Annotated in this window: 14 protein-coding genes and 1 tRNA gene; 11 read left to right on the top strand and 4 right to left on the bottom strand. The window is 60.0% G+C overall.

The window, feature by feature from the left end; genetic code table 11:
• Nucleotides 1-6 precede the first annotated feature (6 nt).
• The 3 genes from lepA (at nt 7) to CV013_RS04900 (ending at nt 3,745) form a co-directional block, all read left to right on the top strand.
• Nucleotides 7-1,824 (top strand): translation elongation factor 4, encoded by a 1,818-nt coding sequence (lepA, locus tag CV013_RS04910; RefSeq protein WP_102154145.1) that lies wholly within the window; start codon nt 7-9, stop codon nt 1,822-1,824.
• A gap of 847 nt (nt 1,825-2,671) precedes the next feature.
• Nucleotides 2,672-3,307, top strand: a complete 636-nt coding sequence (locus CV013_RS04905; RefSeq protein ID WP_123639939.1) for a hypothetical protein — start codon at nt 2,672-2,674, stop codon at nt 3,305-3,307.
• A gap of 54 nt (nt 3,308-3,361) precedes the next feature.
• Entirely contained in the window at nt 3,362-3,745 is a 384-nt protein-coding gene (locus tag CV013_RS04900; protein WP_102154143.1) for a hypothetical protein, read from the top strand.
• Between the two features lie 186 nt (nt 3,746-3,931).
• On the opposite strand, the gene CV013_RS04895 is transcribed toward CV013_RS04900, so the two are convergent.
• Nucleotides 3,932-4,777 (bottom strand): hypothetical protein, encoded by an 846-nt coding sequence (locus tag CV013_RS04895; protein ID WP_102154142.1) that lies wholly within the window; start codon nt 4,775-4,777, stop codon nt 3,932-3,934.
• A 149-nt stretch (nt 4,778-4,926) separates the two neighbouring features.
• Between CV013_RS04895 and CV013_RS04890 the strand changes: the two genes are divergently transcribed.
• Nucleotides 4,927-5,724: an outer membrane protein assembly factor BamD gene (locus CV013_RS04890; RefSeq protein WP_102154540.1), complete on the top strand. Its 798-nt coding sequence runs from the start codon at nt 4,927-4,929 to the stop codon at nt 5,722-5,724.
• Between the two features lie 25 nt (nt 5,725-5,749).
• Here the strand turns inward: CV013_RS04890 and recG are convergent, their stop codons facing one another.
• A complete protein-coding gene (gene recG / locus CV013_RS04885; protein WP_102154141.1) occupies nt 5,750-7,810 on the bottom strand; it encodes an ATP-dependent DNA helicase RecG in 2,061 nt (686 codons plus the stop codon).
• Nucleotides 7,811-7,945: 135 nt separating this feature from the next.
• On the opposite strand from recG, the gene CV013_RS04880 reads away from it, so the two are divergent.
• From CV013_RS04880 to mfd, 4 genes are all read left to right on the top strand, one after another.
• Nucleotides 7,946-8,581 carry a hypothetical protein gene (locus tag CV013_RS04880; protein WP_123639940.1) on the top strand — a complete coding sequence of 212 codons (636 nt, stop codon included), beginning with the start codon at nt 7,946-7,948 and terminating at the stop codon, nt 8,579-8,581.
• 84 nt (nt 8,582-8,665) lie between these two features.
• A complete protein-coding gene (locus tag CV013_RS04875) occupies nt 8,666-8,953 on the top strand; it encodes an FAD assembly factor SdhE (protein ID WP_102154139.1) in 288 nt (95 codons plus the stop codon).
• 55 nt (nt 8,954-9,008) lie between these two features.
• Complete coding sequence (locus CV013_RS04870; protein WP_123639941.1) at nt 9,009-9,389, top strand: VanZ family protein; 381 nt, start codon at nt 9,009-9,011, stop codon at nt 9,387-9,389.
• Between the two features lie 62 nt (nt 9,390-9,451).
• A complete protein-coding gene (gene mfd / locus CV013_RS04865; protein WP_102154137.1) occupies nt 9,452-12,925 on the top strand; it encodes a transcription-repair coupling factor in 3,474 nt (1,157 codons plus the stop codon).
• 617 nt (nt 12,926-13,542) lie between these two features.
• Here the strand turns inward: mfd and CV013_RS04860 are convergent.
• A complete protein-coding gene (locus CV013_RS04860; protein WP_102154136.1) occupies nt 13,543-14,013 on the bottom strand; it encodes a low molecular weight protein-tyrosine-phosphatase in 471 nt (156 codons plus the stop codon).
• Nucleotides 14,014-14,131: 118 nt separating this feature from the next.
• Here CV013_RS04860 and fumC point away from each other — a divergent pair, with 118 nt between their 5' ends.
• The 3 genes from fumC to CV013_RS04845 all read left to right on the top strand — a co-directional run bounded on the left by fumC (nt 14,132) and on the right by CV013_RS04845 (nt 18,383).
• Nucleotides 14,132-15,592, top strand: coding sequence for a class II fumarate hydratase (fumC, locus tag CV013_RS04855; RefSeq protein ID WP_102154539.1), 1,461 nt, complete (start codon nt 14,132-14,134; stop codon nt 15,590-15,592).
• Nucleotides 15,593-15,814: 222 nt separating this feature from the next.
• A complete protein-coding gene (locus tag CV013_RS04850; RefSeq protein ID WP_102154135.1) occupies nt 15,815-16,030 on the top strand; it encodes a hypothetical protein in 216 nt (71 codons plus the stop codon).
• Nucleotides 16,031-16,334: 304 nt separating this feature from the next.
• Nucleotides 16,335-18,383, top strand: a complete 2,049-nt coding sequence (locus CV013_RS04845; RefSeq protein ID WP_102154134.1) for a S46 family peptidase — start codon at nt 16,335-16,337, stop codon at nt 18,381-18,383.
• Between the two features lie 248 nt (nt 18,384-18,631).
• On the opposite strand, the gene CV013_RS04840 is transcribed toward CV013_RS04845, so the two are convergent.
• Nucleotides 18,632-18,708, bottom strand: a tRNA-Pro gene (locus CV013_RS04840).
• Between the last annotated feature and the right edge of the window lie 77 nt (nt 18,709-18,785).

The raw sequence follows: 18,785 nt of genomic DNA, 5'->3' as shown, positions 1-18,785 counted from the left end.
CGGCGAATGACTGAGCTTTCCCGCATCCGCAATTTTTCAATAATCGCCCACATCGACCACGGAAAGTCGACCCTGGCTGATCGGCTTATCCAGTTTTGCGGGGGGCTTACCGACCGTGAGATGAGTGAGCAAGTCCTTGATAACATGGACATTGAGCGCGAGCGGGGGATCACGATCAAGGCGCAGACCGTTCGCCTGAACTACACCGCGCACGATGGCGAGACGTATGAGCTCAATCTGATGGACACCCCCGGCCACGTTGACTTCGCATATGAAGTCAGCCGGAGCCTCGCGGCGTGCGAGGGGGCGTTGCTGGTGGTCGATGCGGCGCAGGGGGTTGAGGCGCAGACGCTGGCGAATGTCTATCAGTCTATCGAACACGATCACGAAATCGTGCCGGTCATCAACAAGATCGACTTGCCCGCTGCGGAGCCGGAGAAGGTCAAGGCGGAGATCGAGGACATCATCGGCCTCGATGCTAGCGAAGCGGTGCTCACCAGCGCCAAATCGGGCATCGGCATCGAAGACGTGCTGGAAGCGGTCGTCGCCAAAATTCCCGCCCCCACGGGCGACCGCGATGCCCCGCTCAAGGCGATGCTGGTCGATTCGTGGTACGACCCATACCTCGGCGTGGTCATCCTCGTGCGCGTGATGGACGGCGCGATCCGCAAGGGGTTGCAGGTCAAGTTCATGCAGGGCGGCACCGAACACCTGATCGACCGCGTCGGCGCGTTCACGCCCAAGCGGGTGGACCTGCCCGAAATCGGCCCGGGCGAAATCGGCTTCGTCACCGCGCAGATCAAAGAAGTCGAACAAGCCCGCGTGGGTGACACGATCACCACGGTGAAGGGCGGGGCGACCACTGCGCTGCCGGGCTATAAGGAAGTGCAGCCGGTGGTGTTCTGCGGCCTGTTCCCGGTCGATGCCGCCGATTTCGAAAAGCTGCGCGAATCGATCGCCCGCCTGCGGCTCAACGATGCCAGCTTCAGCTTTGAAATGGAAAGCAGCGCGGCGCTCGGCTTCGGTTTCCGTTGTGGCTTCCTCGGTCTTCTGCACCTTGAAATCATTCAGGAACGGCTGAGCCGGGAATACGATCTCGATCTGATTACCACCGCGCCCAGCGTGGTCTATCGCATCGAACTGCGCGCCAGCAAGACGGAGGCGGCGGGCGAAATCTACCTCCATAACCCGGCCGATTATCCCGATCCCAGCCGGATCGAAACGATCGAGGAACCGTGGATCAAGGCCACGATCTACACCCCCGACGAATACCTCGGCGCGATTCTCAAACTGTGTCAGGATCGCCGCGGCATCCAGACCGAGCTGACTTATGTAGGCGGCCGCGCGCAAGTGACATATGAACTGCCGCTCAACGAAGTGGTGTTCGATTTTTACGACCGGTTGAAGAGCATCAGCCGCGGCTATGCCAGCTTCGATTACGAACAGATCGGCCTGCGCGAAGGCGATCTGGTGAAGATGAACATTCTGGTGAACAACGAACCGGTCGACGCGCTGAGCCTGATCGTCCACCGCAGCGTGGCCGAGGCGCGCGGTCGCGGCATGTGCGAACGCCTGAAAGACCTGATCCCGCGCCACCTGTTCAAAATCCCGATTCAGGCGGCCATCGGCGGCAAAGTCATCGCCCGCGAAACCATCGCCGCCTTGCGGAAAGACGTGACGGCGAAGTGTTACGGCGGCGACATCACCCGCAAGAAGAAGCTGCTGGAAAAGCAGAAGAAGGGCAAAGCCCGGATGCGCGAATACGGCAATGTGAGCATCCCGCAGGAGGCGTTTATTGCTGCGCTGCGGATGGGCGAGGAATAGCTAGCGAACCGGCTTTGCAGAGAACTCTCCGGTCGACGTGTCCAATCGGACCAGTTCCATCACGGTATGCGGGTCTGCGGCACGCCAGATAGTCTTGCGGTTAAGCGCATTGGTATCGGCTGCTTTAAGACGGACAACGCGGAATTTTCCGCCACAGTTATCCCTTGCGTAAGCCAGATCTTTGATACGAAAATGGTTTCCTAGCCGATCTCGCCACCAATCGAGGCGGGGATGATGAAAGAAATCAACCGATCCGTCCTGCTTGATCTCGTCGTCTCACAATGAGACTACAACCGTCCGTCCGTCCGTCTCGGCTGATGGCAGACCAGGACCAGCGCGTGTTTCGAAGCTCAGCATCGAAATAATCGTAAGTTGCTGTCAATGCTGGAACTTTTTCCACATTTATTCCGCATATTGAGTGGTAATTCAAATTCATGTGCAGTTTGTTCAAACTTGACGTCACATGACCCATTTGTAAATATTCGATCAAGTGATCGATAGGGGGGTGATGTCGATGATTAATTTCAGTCGCTTGATCAGTATCTTATTTCTATTATCGCGATATTTTAAAACGCATTCATTGGCCGTTCCCGGATGATAGATTGGTTATACACCTATATCGTGGGGACAGAGATCGATTAACCGATTTCTCTATTGGATGACGAAACGGCCCGAAGGATAACGGGCCGGTGCATATGAAAAACGTAACTCTCCTCAAATCGAAGACCCGCAAATTGTTACGATAATGATTGGTGTTCGTTTGAGCTGATGAAAGGCGACCATAAGATGTCGCCAGAATAATCTCGGGTCGCTTCGGATAAATCTTGAGATTGTGAGGGTTAATGAAATGACAGCATCAATCAGTTTGATGTCGAAAGTCGCTCTGCCAAGCCGCCTGTTGCTGGCGATTGGCATGTCTGCGCTGGTGGCCGGGTGCGGTTCTGATTCCGGCCAGACAGAAGGGGGCGCAGACAGCGCGGCGCAGGAACAGGCTGCCAGCCAGCCCGCTGCACCCGGTGTCGATGAACGCGCTGCACTGATTGCAGAATTTCATGAAGCTGCGCCGAACAACTGCCTCTTCTACAAGGAAGAGGGTGGGCCGAGCGAAGGGGATGATCTGGCCGGTTCTCCGCTCCTGCTCTGTTCAGGGCGCTCATCCCCGACGGAGAACTACGGGCTCGCGATGTTGCGCGAAAATGGAACCGTCGCGAAGGCGGGCACGGTTTTCATCACGATGGGCCCGAATGGAGCCAGTGGCGCATTTGACCCTGTATGGAGCCTGGTGGGGAAACTGGCCGGAATGACTGCCGGTGAGGAGGCGCAGCTTCGCATGGAGATGCCGTCGAAGCTGCGGTTTGCCGGTAACCTCTATTCTATCGACTACGAACCATTGATGACCACTGCCAGCGGCGTTCCCGTGTCCTTTGCGGGCAACAAGTTGAAGCAGGGGATGCTGACTCTGCGGATCGATCCGTCCCGGTGATTTCCAAACGACCGGGACCAGACAAAGATATGAATCGTATCAATGGAGGTTAGTATGTCGGATAAAGACACCATCGCGCGGGATTTCTCCGAATGGCAGAAGGCGCGGGACAGCCATGCCAAGCTGAAGAAGTGGGCGAAAATCGTTAGCATTGTCACAGGGTTGGGGTGGCTGCTGCTTATCTACAAAATGGCGCAAACGTCCGAAATGGTATTGCGGTATTCGACTGAAGCGCAGGAGTCGATTGGCCGGTGGACGATAACTCTGGTGCTGATGACAATTGTCAGTGTCGGGCTGCTGCTGCTCAGCGGAAAAGCGAAAAGCCGGATGAAAGGTTTGTCGAGGCGGCTGATGTCAGACATTCGCACTCAGCTTGAAAACGCTGACGAGGGGCTGCGCGCCAAATTCGAATCCCAGCTTCGCGAATTGGGGGGATGAGTGCCTTTCATTGACGGCCAGCGATAGCTGAGTGGCCCATGTTCCGACGATAGTGGACATGGGCCATTCGGAATTTATCTCCTGCATTGTCCAGCGGCGGGATAGGTTCGGGCTGTTCACTCACACGAAGGCACGAGGGCACGAAGATGTTCGGCCGTTGAAGGGGCCTGTGCGGCACCTTTGCTGTTATGTCTGTTCGGTTTTGCCGTCATTTTCATCCAGCCAACGCCAGTCATCCTCGTCCGGGTTGAACGGTTCCAGTTCATCTTCGGTCTCGACGATTCCTTCCAGTTCGCCGACGTCGGCCCAGTCCTTGTTTTTGCCCAGCATCACGAAATGGGGTTCCATCTGGCCGTCGGGCGGGCCGTTTTCCTCGGCGCGGTGCCAGGCGGCGAGTTCGGCCAGTTTGGCTTGCATTGCCTCGATATCCGGCAAGGACATCTGCACCGGATCGAAGTGTTCGATCATCGCGGCGTTCATATCGTCTTTCTCCGCGCGGGTGAGGGCGGGGGCGGTCATGCTGGCGCCGAGGCGGGTGGTGGCTTGCGAATCGTCGCTTCCCGACAGGCGGAAGGCGCCGGGATCGAAATAGCTGGCGGACAGGCGGCGGCCGTCTTCCCCGCGCATGTTCATCCGCAGGCAGAACATCAGCAGCCGATCGTTCTTCACGCGGCGAAACCCTTTCAGCTTGCCGCCGACGAACACCGGGGAAAGCTGGCCGTTGAGCGCGCGTTCGAAGGCCTCGTCCTTCAACCGCTGTACCCCGAAATCGAGCGCGCATTCCCACGCGCGGCGAAATCCCTCCGCACCGGCCTGGCGGCGGAGATAGTAGGCGCCCACTGTGCTCATGTTTACGTGCATCGCGGCGCGTTTCACGCTGCCGGTGTCGGCCAGCGCGCCGATGAATGCGCGCTGTCGCTCGGGCGTCCACCCGTCGTGCCGGTTCGATTTGCGGGGGACGGGATCGAAGGCGGGCAGATCGTCGTGATTGCCGGGGACGCGGATGGTGCGATTGTCAGCGCGGCGGGTCATGATGGCAGGCTCCTTTATTGCGACAGGGCGGGGATGGCGGGGCGGCCTGATGCACATTTTGCGGCGTGTAGGAAAATGAACGGTGGGTGAGGGCGATAACTTCACTTTGCGTTCACGTGCGCGCTGGCTATAGGCGTGGCCCTATGCAGATCGTTTCACGCAGCCCGCTCAAGCTCGCTCTCGTCGCCGCAGTCGTCGGTTCTTCGCTGGTCGTGACCGGGTGTGCCGGGAGCGGGGGCAAGCCCAAGGATACCGCCTACGTCGCCCGCGATGTGGAGACGTTGTATAATTCGGCCAAGGATCGGCTCGACCGTGGGCAGCCCAAGCTGGCCGCCGCGCTGTTCGACGAGGTGGAACGCCAGCACCCTTACTCGCCGTGGGCGCGTCAGGCGCAGTTGATGAGTGCGTTCAGCTACTACGTCGCCAGCGATTACAACAAGGCGATCAGCAGCGCGCAGCGGTTCCTCTCGATCCATCCGGGCAACAAGGATGCGCCTTATGCGTATTACCTGATCGCGCTCAGCTATTACGAACAGATCAGCGACATTACGCGTGATCAGAAAACAACCGAACAGGCGCGCGCCGCCCTGCGCGAAGTGGTCCGCCGCTATCCGGCGACCGAATATGCCACCGATGCGCGGCTGAAGCTCGATCTGGTGGAAGATCACCTCGCGGGCAAGGAAATGGAAATCGGTCGCTATTATGAAAAGAGCGGCAAATGGCTGGCGGCATCGCTACGGTTCCGCAACGTGGTCGATAACTTCCAGACCACCAGCCACGCGCCAGAGGCCTTGTTCCGCCTGACCGAAACCAATCTGGCGCTCGGCATTCCCGAAGAGGCGAAGAAATACGCTGCTGTGCTGGGGGCGAACTATCCGGGCAGCGAGTGGTATGCCAAGGCTTACAAGCTGATGGAAAAGTACGCGCCAGACGCCAAGGCGAGCTGAAGGCCAACGTCGACGGGGGCTCTCTCTATCCCCCGCGCAGTAACTGTACGCCCCAGTCGCGTTCAAACAGATAAAGCATAGTGCGCGCCGCCTGGCCGCGTTCGCTGGCGAGGCCGCCATCCCGCTCCATCAGCAATCGCGCATCGTCGTGAGCGAGAGGAAGCAGGCGTTCGATCTGTTCCAGTTCGGCAATGCGGAACGGTGTGTCTCCCGATTGCCGGGTGCCCAGCAGTTCGCCGCCGCCCCGCAGCCGCAGATCTTCCTCCGCCAGCCGGAACCCGTCCTGCGTCTCACGCATCAGCGCGAGGCGCGCTTTGCCGGTCTCGCTCAGTTCGCCGCCGCGCATCAGCACACAGACCGATTTCGCACTGCCGCGCCCGACCCGCCCGCGTAGCTGGTGAAGCTGCGCCAGCCCGAACCGTTCGGCCTGTTCGATCACCATCAGCGTGGCGTTGGGGACATCGACGCCGACTTCGATCACTGTCGTTGCGACCAGCAATTTGGCCTGCCCCGAAGCAAAGCGTTCCATCGCCGCATCTTTCAGTTCAGGCTTGAGCTGGCCGTGGACCAGTACGACATCGTCTCCGAAGCGCTCACGGAGCGCGGCGAAGCGCGCCTCGGCAGCGGCGATGTCTTCGCTCTCCAGCTCGCGGACCATCGGGCATACCCAATAGGCCTGCGCGCCGCCCGCAATCGCCGCCGCCAGACGATCGACCACTTCACCCATGCGTTCGACGGAAACCACCACGGTATCGATCGCCTGCCGCCCCGGTGGCAATTCGTCGAGCCGGCTGACATCCATCTCGCCATATTGCGCCAGTGTCAGCGTGCGCGGGATTGGGGTAGCAGTCATTGCCAGCGTATGCGGGGTGACGCGCCCCTTCTGCGCCAGCATCAGGCGCTGCGACACGCCAAAGCGATGCTGTTCGTCGATCACCACCAGCCCCAGGTTGCGATAAGTGACGGCGTCCTGAAAAATGGCGTGGGTGCCGACGATCATATCGATAGAGCCATCGTGCAATCCCATCAGGATCGCTTCGCGTGCGCGCCCCTTGTCGCGCCCGGTGAGCAGCGCGATTTCGATGCCAGTTGGCGCGGCCAGCTTGCGGAGCGTTTCGTAATGTTGCCGCGCAAGGATTTCGGTCGGGGCGAGCAGAGCGGCCTGCGCGCCTGCCTCGATAGCCACCAGCATCGCCTCCAGCGCGACCACGGTCTTGCCCGCGCCGACATCGCCCTGCAACAGCCGCAGCATAGGCGTGTCCTGCGCCAGATCGCCTTCGATTTCGCCAATGGAGCGCTGCTGCGCGCCGGTGAGCGGGAAGGGCAGGGCGAGCCTGTCCCGCAACCGCCCATCGCCGCGCAGCGCCTGCCCCTTGCGCCGCCGGTTGTCGGCTCGCACCAGCATCAGCGCCAGACTGTTGGCCAGCAGTTCGTCATAAGCCAACCGGTCGCGCGCAGCCGGATGGTGCCCTTTGTGCGCCAGTTTCAGCGCCTCCACCCACGTTGGCCATTCCGCCCTGGAAAACTGCCCCGGTTCGATCCACTCTGGCAAATCGGGCAGCCGGGCCAGCGCCTGATCGACCAGTCCGGCAACTTTGGGCTGCGTAAGCCCGGCGGCGAGCGGATAGACCGGCTCGTTTAAGGTAGCGAGCAACCCCTCGCTGCTTTCGGCTACATGATCGGGGTGCACGATCTGCAGCATTTGCCCGTATTCATCCAGACGGCCGGCAATCCAGCGCTGTTCGCCAACCGGCAGCAGTTTTTTCGCGGAATAGCTGGCGCGCCCGAAATAAGTCAGCGCACAGGTATTCCCCAGCGCATCGGCGGCGAGCACCCGATAGGGGCCGCGCCCGCTGCTGTTAGCACGATGCTCTGTCGGGGTAAGGGGGATGACGATTTGCTCCCCAACACTCGCTTCGTCGAGGTTCGCGACCGGGCGGCGGGTCACGAAGCGATCGGGCAGGTGATAGGCCACATCGCGTACCCGCGTCAGGCCCAGTTTATCGAGCGGCTTCTTCAGCTTCGGCCCGACACCATCGAGTGTGTCGAGCTCAGCAAACAGGGGGTTGAGAATATCGGGGCGCATCGCACCAGCCCTATCGTGTTTGGGCGCGAATGCGAAGCCGGTCTGTGCTGGCGTCCGCTCGCTTCGTCACGCCTCTTGAGTGTGCTGTAAATACAGATATAAAATAATTAATAACAATGACTTGCTAATTTATAAATGACTCATTTATCATTGGAGTTTGCGATGGATGCCGCCGAGTTTTTGGAATATCAGCATACATCGCGAAACACATTCGATGATGCGGTGGTCGAACTTCTCCGCGCGATTGCACCGCGAAGCGTTATCGATATCGGTGCCGGATCGGGTAAGTACGCCGGGTTGACGGCGCGCGCGGATTTGCCGGAATCGCTGTTCGACGATCCGTTTTTCGTTACCGACCTCGTAATTATGGGGGACGTGATCGAACATATGCGGGCATCCGATGGATTGGATCTGCTGCAATTCCTTGTCTATCGGGCGGCTTACATTCTGCTTCTCACGCCTGATGCGATGCCGATGTTTGCCGGGCCGGGATTCTTTGGATGCCACAACTCGATCTGGCGACCGAAGCAATTCGAATGGCACGATCTGTGGGTATTCGACCAATGGAATGAATTCCACCTCTACCTCCTGCGCGGATATCAGGCGGGAAGCGGGCCGACATTGCCGCAGGTGGTTGAAAGAGTGAACGCAACTGGCTGTCCGCTGGATACCGCCGGCCTGAGGCCGCAGTCGGTCAATCTGCGGATCCACGATAGCGTGTGGAAAGAACATTATCCCGATGGCTCCATCGGTGGTTATCGGAGATATTGAACGATGGGTTCTGCGCTCTCTGTCTGGTCGGCTACACAATCCCATTGCTTGCCATTGGTCGGGTGGGGTTCTACCGGGCCAGCTATGTCCAGGACGACGCCAGAAGATATGCCCGCCTTTGCCACTCGCCTTGCTCGCGCGAAGTTTCGTGCATGGCATCGCGGCACGCGCGAGGCGGATTACATGATCGGCGGTTTCTTCGATCGTTTCCATCCCGAATGGGGCGAAACCGAAATGGCATGGTTCGAAGCGCTGCTGGAAGAAGAGGATGTGGACATCATGGCATGGGCGTTGGGAACGCAAATTGTGCCTGAGGAGTTTGTCGGGGATCAGATGGCCGCGATGAAGCGGCTGGATTACGTTCAGATTTGATCCGCTAGGGTTACCGACAAGCCAACAGTATCCATTCAAGGCTACCGAATTGTTCATGAGTTCCAGTACTATGCATCCGCCGCGCGCGCTCGCCTGGCTCGTCCGCCTCGCTCTGTTGATTGCCGCTGTCGCGATAGCTTACCTCGCTTTGGCCCCCGTCAACCTCGGCGGACGCGGTGGCAATATCGACCATGCATTCGCTTTCGTGACGCTCGGTTTCCTGTCGCGGCTGGCGTTCCCGCGATGGTATATGATCGTACTGCTGGCGTTGCTGGCGCTGTTCGGTGGCGCAATCGAAGTGTTACAGGGAACGATGCACGCCGGCCGCGATATGCAGATGGTCGATTTCAAGATCGATGTCGCCGCTGCTCTGGTTGGGCTTATCGCCGGTGCGCTGGTCAATCGCGTGCTCGGGGGGTGGCGCGCAGGCGACTGATGCGGCAGGGAGCGCGTCTTGCCGACGAATAACTCCCGATTCCTTAAGCCTGTAGTGCCCTCATGCCCGATCTTCACCGCTTACTCGATGCCCGTACACCGCTAACTCTGGCTTCGCTGCCGCGTGGCAGCCAGCCTCTGGTGCTGGGCGATCTGGCGCGTGTGGCGAAAGGGCGTGCGGTGTTCATCGCGCCCGACGATGCCGCGATGCATGCCGTGGCCGAAGCGGCGCAGTACTTTGCGCCGGAACTGGACGTGATCGAATTCCCGGCATGGGACTGTCTGCCCTATGATCGGGCCAGCCCCGCTCTGTCGATCAGCGCCCAGCGGCTGGCTGCGCTGCATCGCCTGCAAGTGGGCAAGGCAGGCAGCCAGTTGCTCGTCACAACGGTCAACGCATTACTGCAACGGGTACTTACGCCTTTCCGCATTCGCGAGGCGGTGCAGGAATTTCGCCCCGGTGCGGTGATCCCGCATGACAAGCTGACCGCTATGCTGATGCGTCAGGGCTATTCGCGCACCGATACCGTGATCGATCACGGTGAATTCGCGGTGCGCGGGTCGATTTTCGACGTATTCCCTTCGGGGCTGGATCAGGGCCTGCGGCTCGATTTCTTCGGAGACGATCTGGAATCGCTGCGGACGTTCGATCCATCGACGCAGATGAGCACCGGTGTGCTCGACAGTCACCTGCTGCTCCCCGCGAGCGAGGCGTTGCTCGACGAGAATTCGATCAAGCGCTTCCGCAGCCGCTATCGCGAAATGTTCGGCGCGAACGCCACGCAGGATCCGCTCTATCAGGCGATCAGCGACGGGCGCAGGCTGGCAGGGATGGAGCATTGGCTGCCGCTGTTCGAAGAGCGGATGGCGACGCTGTTCGATCATCTGGGGCAGGATGATCTGCTGGTCATCGATGCAGGTGCGTTGCAGGCGGGCGAAGAACGGCTGGCCGACGTGGCCGATTATCACCGCCAGCGTGTCGAACATTCCGAAGGCAGCTATCGTCCGCTGGCGGTCGACTCGCTTTATCTGACGGGTGACGAATTCGGGGAAGCGCTGAAAGACCGTCCGATCCATCGCGCGTCGATATTTGCAGAGCCGGAGAGCGACCACGTGATCGATTTCGGGTTCCATTCGGGCCGCGACTTCGCCCCGGAAAGGGCGCGGGGAGATAATATCTATGCCGCCGCCGCCGATCATCTGAAGGCAGTCGGCAAGGCGGGCAAGCGACCCATGCTGGCCGCCTATTCGAAAGGCAGCCGGGCGCGGCTGTCCTCGATCCTGACCGAAGCGGGCGCACCGACGCAACTGGCCGATTCATGGCAGGAAGCGCTGGGGCTGGCGGCCAAGGGCAAGCCGGTCGCGCTTGTCCTGCCGCTCGATACCGGGTTCACCAACGATCAGATCGATCTGATTACCGAGCAGGACATGCTGGGCGATCGGATGGTACGGCGCAAGAAACGGCGCAAGGATGCCGATGCCTTCCTGGCCGAACTCGCCGCGCTCAACGCAGGCGATCTGGTGGTCCATGTCGAGCACGGGATCGGGCGCTATCGCGGGCTGGAAGCGATTCCGGTGGGGAAGAGCCACCACGATTGTGCGATGCTCGAATATGCCGGGGGCGACAAGCTCTATGTCCCGGTCGAAAACCTCGAAGTGCTCAGCCGGTATGGCGCGGCGGAGCAGACGGTTCCGCTCGACCGGCTGGGCGGCGAAGCATGGCAGAAACGCCGCGCCCGCCTGAAAGAGCGCATCCGCGAGATCGCGGGTGAGCTGATGATTACCGCGGCCGAGCGCGCGCTCCGCACGGCCCCGGCGCTGGAGGCGGATGGCGACAGCTTCAATCAGTTCGTCGAACGCTTCCCGTGGGAAGAAACCGACGATCAGGATCGCGCCATCGGCGATGTGCTGGGCGATCTGGCATCGGGCAAGCCGATGGACCGGCTGGTGTGCGGCGATGTCGGTTTCGGCAAGACCGAAGTCGCGCTGCGCGCCGCATTCGTGGCGGCGATGGCGGGCAAGCAAGTGGCGGTGGTCGCTCCGACTACGCTGCTCGCCCGCCAGCATTACGAGAACTTCGCTGCCCGTTTCTCCGGCTTTCCGCTCAAAGTCGGGCGGCTCAGCCGACTGGTCGGGGCGAAGGAGATGGGCGATACCCGCGACGGTTTGCGGAAGGGGGACGTCGATGTCGTCGTAGGCACGCACGCGATCCTCTCCAAATCGACCGAGTTTCGCGATCTTGGTCTAGTGATCGTCGACGAAGAACAGCGCTTCGGGGTTACGCATAAGGAAAAGCTGAAGCAGTTGCGCGCCGATGTGCATGTGCTGACGCTCACCGCAACTCCGATCCCGCGCACATTGCAGATGGCGATGAGCGGCCTGCGCGAACTTTCCACCATTCAGACCCCGCCGGTCGACCGCCTCGCCGTGCGGACCTATGTGATGGAGTGGGACGATATGGTGATGCGCGAAGCTCTGCTGCGCGAACACCATCGCGGGGGGCAGAGCTTCATCGTCGTGCCGCGGATTTCCGATATGGCCGAAGTCGAAGACTGGCTGCGCGAACATGTGCCCGAAGTGAAGCCGATCGCCGCGCACGGCCAGATGTCCCCCACCGAAGTAGAAGAGCGGATGAGCGCGTTCTACGAAGGGAAATACGAAGTTCTGCTGTCGACCACTATCGTCGAAAGCGGGCTCGATATTCCCAGCGCCAACACCATCGTGATCCACCGCGCCGACCGTTTCGGGCTGGCCCAGCTATACCAGCTGCGCGGGCGGGTGGGGCGCAGCAAGCTGCGTGCCTATGCCTATCTCACTACGCCTGCCGACACAGCATTGAGCGAAGTGGCGGAGAAGCGGCTGAAAGTGCTGGGCGATCTCGACAGTCTGGGGGCGGGGTTCCAGCTTGCCAGCCACGATCTCGACATTCGCGGGGCGGGCAACCTTCTGGGCGACGAACAATCGGGCCACATCCGCGAAGTCGGTTTCGAACTGTACCAGTCGATGCTGGAAGACGCGATTGTGGCGGCCAAGGCAGGCGCGATGGGGCTGGAACCGGCGAAGGATGCGTTCTCCCCGCAGATCACCGTCGATGCGCCGATCATGATCCCGGAAGAATACGTGCCCGATCTCGCGGTGCGTATGGCGCTCTATCGTCGCCTCAACGATGCGAAGGACAAGGGCGAGGTCGAGGCGCTGGCGGCAGAAATGATCGACCGCTTCGGTCCGCTGCCGCAGCCGACCGCCAACCTTGTGCGTCTGATAGAAATCAAGCAGCAGGCTATCGATGCCAATATCGCCAAGATCGATGTCGGCGCGCGGGGTACGCTGGTGACGTTCCATAACGACGACTTCCCTGCTCCGGCAGGGCTGATCGGTTGGGTCGAACGGGTGGGCGAAACCGCCAAGCTTCGCCCCGATATGAAACTGGTGCTCAGCCGCGCATGGGGCGATCCGCAAAGCCGCCTGAACGGCTTGTTCCAACTGACCAAAGGCCTCAGCGGTGTAGCGCGCAAGGCGAAGAAGAAAGCAGGCTGAGGGCGCTTTCGCCTTCGGTGCGAGAGGCGCGGAACTGCTGTGGCGGCGATATTGCGCCGGATTTAATCTGGCATCCTGCTTGTCCTTCAGCGTTGCCCCGGAAGAAAGCCGAGCCCCGGATCGGGTCCGGGGCGACGGGGTTTTGGGTACGGATCTCCTAAGCTGCCAGAGCAGGTTATGGCATGGATGATACAGCGCGCCGAGCGAAGACGTGAATGGACGACTGGCCTGTCTCTTTCAGGGAAGGAGACGGGAACTGCCTTTGCGAACCCGTCACGCCGGACCCGATCCGGCGTCCCGCTTATCCTTCAGCGTTGCCCCAGAAGAAGCCGGGCCCCGGATCACGTCCGGGGCGACGGGGGCAGGGGCGATGCTGACGTAAAGGGTCTCCGCCTTCTCACCTCTCCGAAGCTCCGACGTCCTACTTAGCCCGCAAACATTTCGCGCTGTCCTACATGCAACCCAGGCGCCATTGTGCGGCGATGGCCAACATACTCAACCTGAACGAAAATCGCTTGGATAACAGGCTTCGGGCCCAGTCCGTTTTTCGTGTTCTGGACAGTGTAACATGTGGTCCATGTCTCGCCGCGAGGAGGCCGGAGAAAGTCGCCCCTACGCTACCCGCCGAACCGTTTCACCAATGCCTGAGCGGCGGCAGCGACATCGGTCCATGTCTCTTCGAAACCCTCTTCGCCGCCGTAATACGGATCGGCAACCGCTTCGCCCGCGCGGCCCGGCACGCAGTCCATCAGCAGCGCGATTTCCGCACGGCAATCGGCCGGCGCGCGATCTCTCAGGTCCGCAAGGTTCACTTCGTCGAGCGCGAAGATCAGGTCGAACCGTTCGAAATCCTCATCCGCCACTTGCCGCCCACGCAGGCCCGCGATGTTCGCGCCGTGCAATGCCGCAGTGCGGATAGCGCGGCCATCGGGCGGGGAACCGATGTGATATGCCGAAGTGCCTGCACTATCGATCGTCAGCGCCAGCCCGGTGGCATCGGCAGCCTGCCGCAAGGCGCCCTCCGCCATCGGGGACCGGCAGATATTGCCGAGACACACGAACAGTATCGATGGGTTGGAACGTGCCATGACGCTCCCTTGCCGGGTAAGGGAGTAAATGGGAAGGGCACCTTTGCTCCCGCGGTCAGTTGCAAGAACGAGGGCGCAGAGCCTACCTCTGTGTTCCGATACCACTGCGAGGCAGATGATGACTGAGTCCAATTCCGATCACCCGACGATGCGCGATATTCCCATTGGAATCGATGCGACTGGCACTCGGACCGAGTTCGATTCGATGGGGCAGGTGCAGGTGCCTGCAGACAAGTACTGGGGGGCACAGACAGAGCGTTCGCTGGCGCATTTCTCCATTGGCGGGGATCGAATGCCGATTGCGGTCTATCGCGCCTATGGCGTGGTCAAGAAGGCTTGCGCGCTGGTCAACGCAGAGATGGGGCGTCTGCCGCAATGGAAAGCCGACGCCATCGTCCGTGCTTGCGACGAAGTGATCGCGGGCGATCTGGATCCGCAATTCCCCCTGTTCGTGTGGCAGACCGGATCTGGCACCCAGTCGAACATGAATATCAACGAAGTCGTCTCCAACCGGGCGATCCAGTTGCTTGGCGGCGAACTGGGCAGCCAGACTCCGGTGGGTCCGAACGATGACGTGAATATGAGCCAGTCGTCAAACGACACGTTCCCCACCGCGATGCATATCGCAGTCGAACATGCGTTGACCGTCAGGCTGATCCCCGAGCTTATTGCTCTGGCCGATGTTATGGCGGTGAAGGCAACTGGATGGATGGACGTGGTCAAAATCGGCCGCACCCATTTGCAGGATGCCGTCCCGGTTACTGTGGGGCAGGAATGGATGGGATGGGTCGGCCAGTTGCGGGATGCGATTGCCGCTGTCGAACGCGAGCGGGAGGGGCTTTACGAACTGGCCTTAGGCGGAACTGCCACTGGCACAGGGATCAATGCGCCGAAGGGCTTTTCGCAGCGTTCCGCTGAGGTGATCGCGCAATTGACGGCGCGCCCCTTCGTCACCGCACCCAACAAGTTCGCGGCGCAGGGTTCGCTCGATCCACTCGTGCGCGTATCGGCGGCTTTGCGTGGCGTGGCGGTGGCGGTGATGAAGATCGCCAACGATATGCGCTGGCTCGCCAGCGGGCCGCGCTGTGGGATCGGGGAGCTGAAGTTGCCGGATAACGAGCCGGGCTCCTCGATCATGCCGGGCAAGGTCAATCCGACGCAGTGCGAAGCGATGGTGATGATCGCGATTCAGGTGATCGGCGAAGATACTGCGACGGCCTTTGCCGGCAGTCAGGGCAATTTTGAGCTTAACGCGATGCGCCCGATCGTGGTGAATAACCTGCTTCATTCGATCGCAATTCTGAGCGATGGCTGCGAAATGTTCCGATTGCATTCGGTGGAAGGCACTGAACTGGATCGCGAAGCAATCGCCGGATACGTCGAAAATTCGCTCATGCTGGTGACCGCGCTGGCACCGCATATCGGATATCAGGCGGCCGCGCATATCGCAGAGGCGGCCGCTGCCAACGGAACCAGTTTGCGCGCCGAAGCGATCCGCTCGGGTAAAGTAAGCGAAAATGAATACGACCGACTGATACGTCCCGGCGACATGGTCGGTCAGGGGCTTGGCGGAGCGTGATGTTCGCGGCACTTTCGGCAGATTGTCGGCATTTCGGTGTTAGGTCAGAGGGGGCGTTGCATAGACCTTTTACTATTTAAGGGCATATTATTTTAATAAGAGATAAATGTTTATATGAAATATTGATTTGATTGTGGTATTTATAGAAATTAGACGGCCCTTCTATCTATTTTTATCTGCAAGTACTTTTGTTGAATTGCGGATTTTTGTGAAGGGTAACTCATGAAGTTGGTTCGCAATGTGATGTTAAGTCTTGCATTGTCGTCTCTCGTTGCCGCTCCGGTGGCGGCGCAGGCTCGGGCGAAGCAAAGCGCCGCTGTTCAGGAAAAGGGTGTGAGCAAACGGGATCGCTTGCTGATCATGGTGGGTTTTATCGCGGCAGCGGTCGGGATCGTCCTTCTCACAGATAAATCCGACGATAGTCCGGTTAGTCCGTAGCTGTGGTTGACGGATGACCCGGCAGTTTGCGTGGCGCAAATGGCCGGATTGGCCGTCTGCAACTGCATCTCAGGTGCTTGCGAACCGCGCTGCCTACTTTTGCGGCGCGAATGCTCACAGAGTTGCATATTCTGAGATATAACATATCACTGCCCTGTCGCTGACGGGAGGTGTGTGCTTGCGTTCTTCCTCCGTCGGTTCAAGAGTGTGGTCTGGCGTGTTGCCGCAATGAAGCGACGACATATTCCGATCGCGCAATTCGGGGGCCATTGCGGTCTCAACCACTTATGAGAGACAAGTTCGTATGCAAATCAATCGCGCCAGCCTTTTTGCAGCAGTCGCTATCTGCGCTCTGGCATCGCGGCCCGCCGCCGCTGATGAGGGAATGTGGACCTTCGATAATTTCCCGACCGCGCAAGTAAAGGAGGCGTATGGCTGGTCGCCGGATCGGGCGTGGTTAGGAAAAGTACAGGCTGCCGCGGTTCGTTTGACCGGCGGCTGTTCTGCCAGTTTCGTATCGGGATCGGGCCTGATCCTGACAAACCATCACTGCGTCGCCTCGTGCCTGTTCGATAACTCGAAGCAGGGCAGCGACTATCTCAACGATGGATATGTGGCCGATCGGCGCGATGCCGAACTCAAGTGCCCCGGCCAGCAAGCTGAAGTTGTCACCAAGATCACCGATGTCACCGGTGCTGTGAAGGCCGCGATGGGCTCGCTTTCGGGTGAGGCGCTGACCAAGGCGCGCGATGCGAAAATCGCGCAGATCGAAAAGGATGGTTGCCCCGATACGGATACAAACCGCTGCCAGGTGGTAACTCTTTTCGGAGGCGGGCAGTATAAGCTGTACACTTATCGCAAATATTCCGATGTGCGCCTTGTCTGGGCACCGGAAGATCGCGCCGCGACCTTTGGCGGCGATCCGGATAACTTCAATTTTCCGCGCTATTCGCTCGATGCCAGTTTCCTGCGCGCATACGAAAATGGCAAGCCGGTGGCGACGCCCAATCACCTGGAATGGAACCCTCGTGCGCCGAAGGAAGGGGAAATCACTTTCGTCGTCGGCAATCCCGGTTCGACCAGCCGCCTTTATACCTCCAGCCAGCTCGCCTTCGAGCGTGAGGTCCGTCTGCCGATCACCGTCACGACAATGTCCGAACTGCGCGGTCGCCTGATCCGGGGAATGGAGGAAAATCCCGACCATGCGCGGGAAGGGCTGGACATGCTCAATGGAGTGGAAAACAGCCTCAAGGTTTATATCGGCCGTCAGAAAGCACTCAACGATCCGGCCTTCACCGCAACGCTGGCCGCTAAAGAGGCCGACCTGAAGGAAAAGAGCGCAGGCAATGCCGCCATCGGTGACCCGTGGTCGGCGGTTGACAGCGCAGTGACGGCCTATCGCTCGCTCTATCTCCCGTATCGCTTCGTCTCGCCATCGAGCGATCTTTATGGTTATGCCGAGGCTCTGGTGTTCGCCGCACAGGAACGTGCCAAGCCCAATGCAGAACGCCTGCCGGGTTATACCGACAGCGCTCTGCCGCTGACCAAGAAGCGCATCCTCGATGAAAAGCCGGTGTACAACTGGCTGGACGAGCTGACTCTGGAATGGAGCCTGTCGAAAGCGCGCGAATACCTCGGTGTCGACGATCAGGATTCGAAGCTTCTGCTGGGCAAGGAAAGCCCGGAAGAACTGGCTAAGCGTCTGGTCGAAGGCAGCAAGCTTGCCGATCCCGCCTATCGCCAGAAGCTGTGGGATGGTGGCTTGGATGCGGTGAAGGCGTCGGACGATCCGATGATCCAGTACGCGCTCAAGCTGAACCCGCGCCAACGCGAACTGAAGAAGCAGGTGGACGAGGCCTATGTCGGTCCGCTGGCTGTCGCGGGTGGCAAACTGGCCGACGCGCGGTTCGCCGCTTATGGTGACTCGCTCTATCCCGATGCGACGTTCACGCTTCGCATCAGTTATGGCCAGGTGAAGGGCTGGGTCGAGCGTGGCAATCAGGTGCCGATTGCCACCACGCTGGGTGGCACGTTCGACCGTGCGACGGGTAGCCCACCATTTGATGTGGCTCCTGCGTTCGCCGCGAACAAAGCCAAAATCGATATGAGTGCGGCTTACGATTTCGTAACCACGAACGACATCATCGGTGGCAACTCCGGCTCGCCGGTAATTGACAGAAATGGCACGGTAATCGGCGCCGCCTTCGACGGTAATATCCATTCGTTGGGCGGCAATTACGGGTACGATCCGACACTTAATCGGACGGTGGTGGTCTCGACCGCTGCTGTGCAGGAAGCGTTGGAAAATATCTATCCGGCACCCGCACTGGTGAAGGAACTGGCCGCGCGCTGATATCTGGCCGACAACATAGGCAGGGTACATCGCCCGGCCAGCAATATTAGCGGCGCGGGACTGTTCGCAGTTCCGCGCCGCAACAATCTGTGGTGGAGAAAAGTCGGCTCAGCACCCGACTCGATGCGTCGATAAACACCGGCGATGGTTGCGATACAGACCGGCGCTGCATGAACTCGCGCGCGCGGCGCGCGACTACTCCGCCCAGTCCGACGTAATTTGAATATTAGATATGTGCTTGAAAATGTTGGTCGGGGAGAGAGGATTCGAACCTCCGGCCCCTGCCTCCCGAAGACAGTGCTCTACCAGGCTGAGCTACTCCCCGACCGTGTCGTTCCCGCATGGACGAATGCCCACGCGGGCCGAGGCAAGGCGCGCCCTATAGGCACCATGCGCCGGGGT

It is taken from the genome of Tsuneonella flava (assembly GCF_002870965.1).
GTDB lineage: Bacteria > Pseudomonadota > Alphaproteobacteria > Sphingomonadales > Sphingomonadaceae > Tsuneonella > Tsuneonella flava.
The sequence above is the reverse complement of the archived record's forward strand: the minus strand, read 5'-3'. Positions and strand labels throughout refer to the sequence as shown.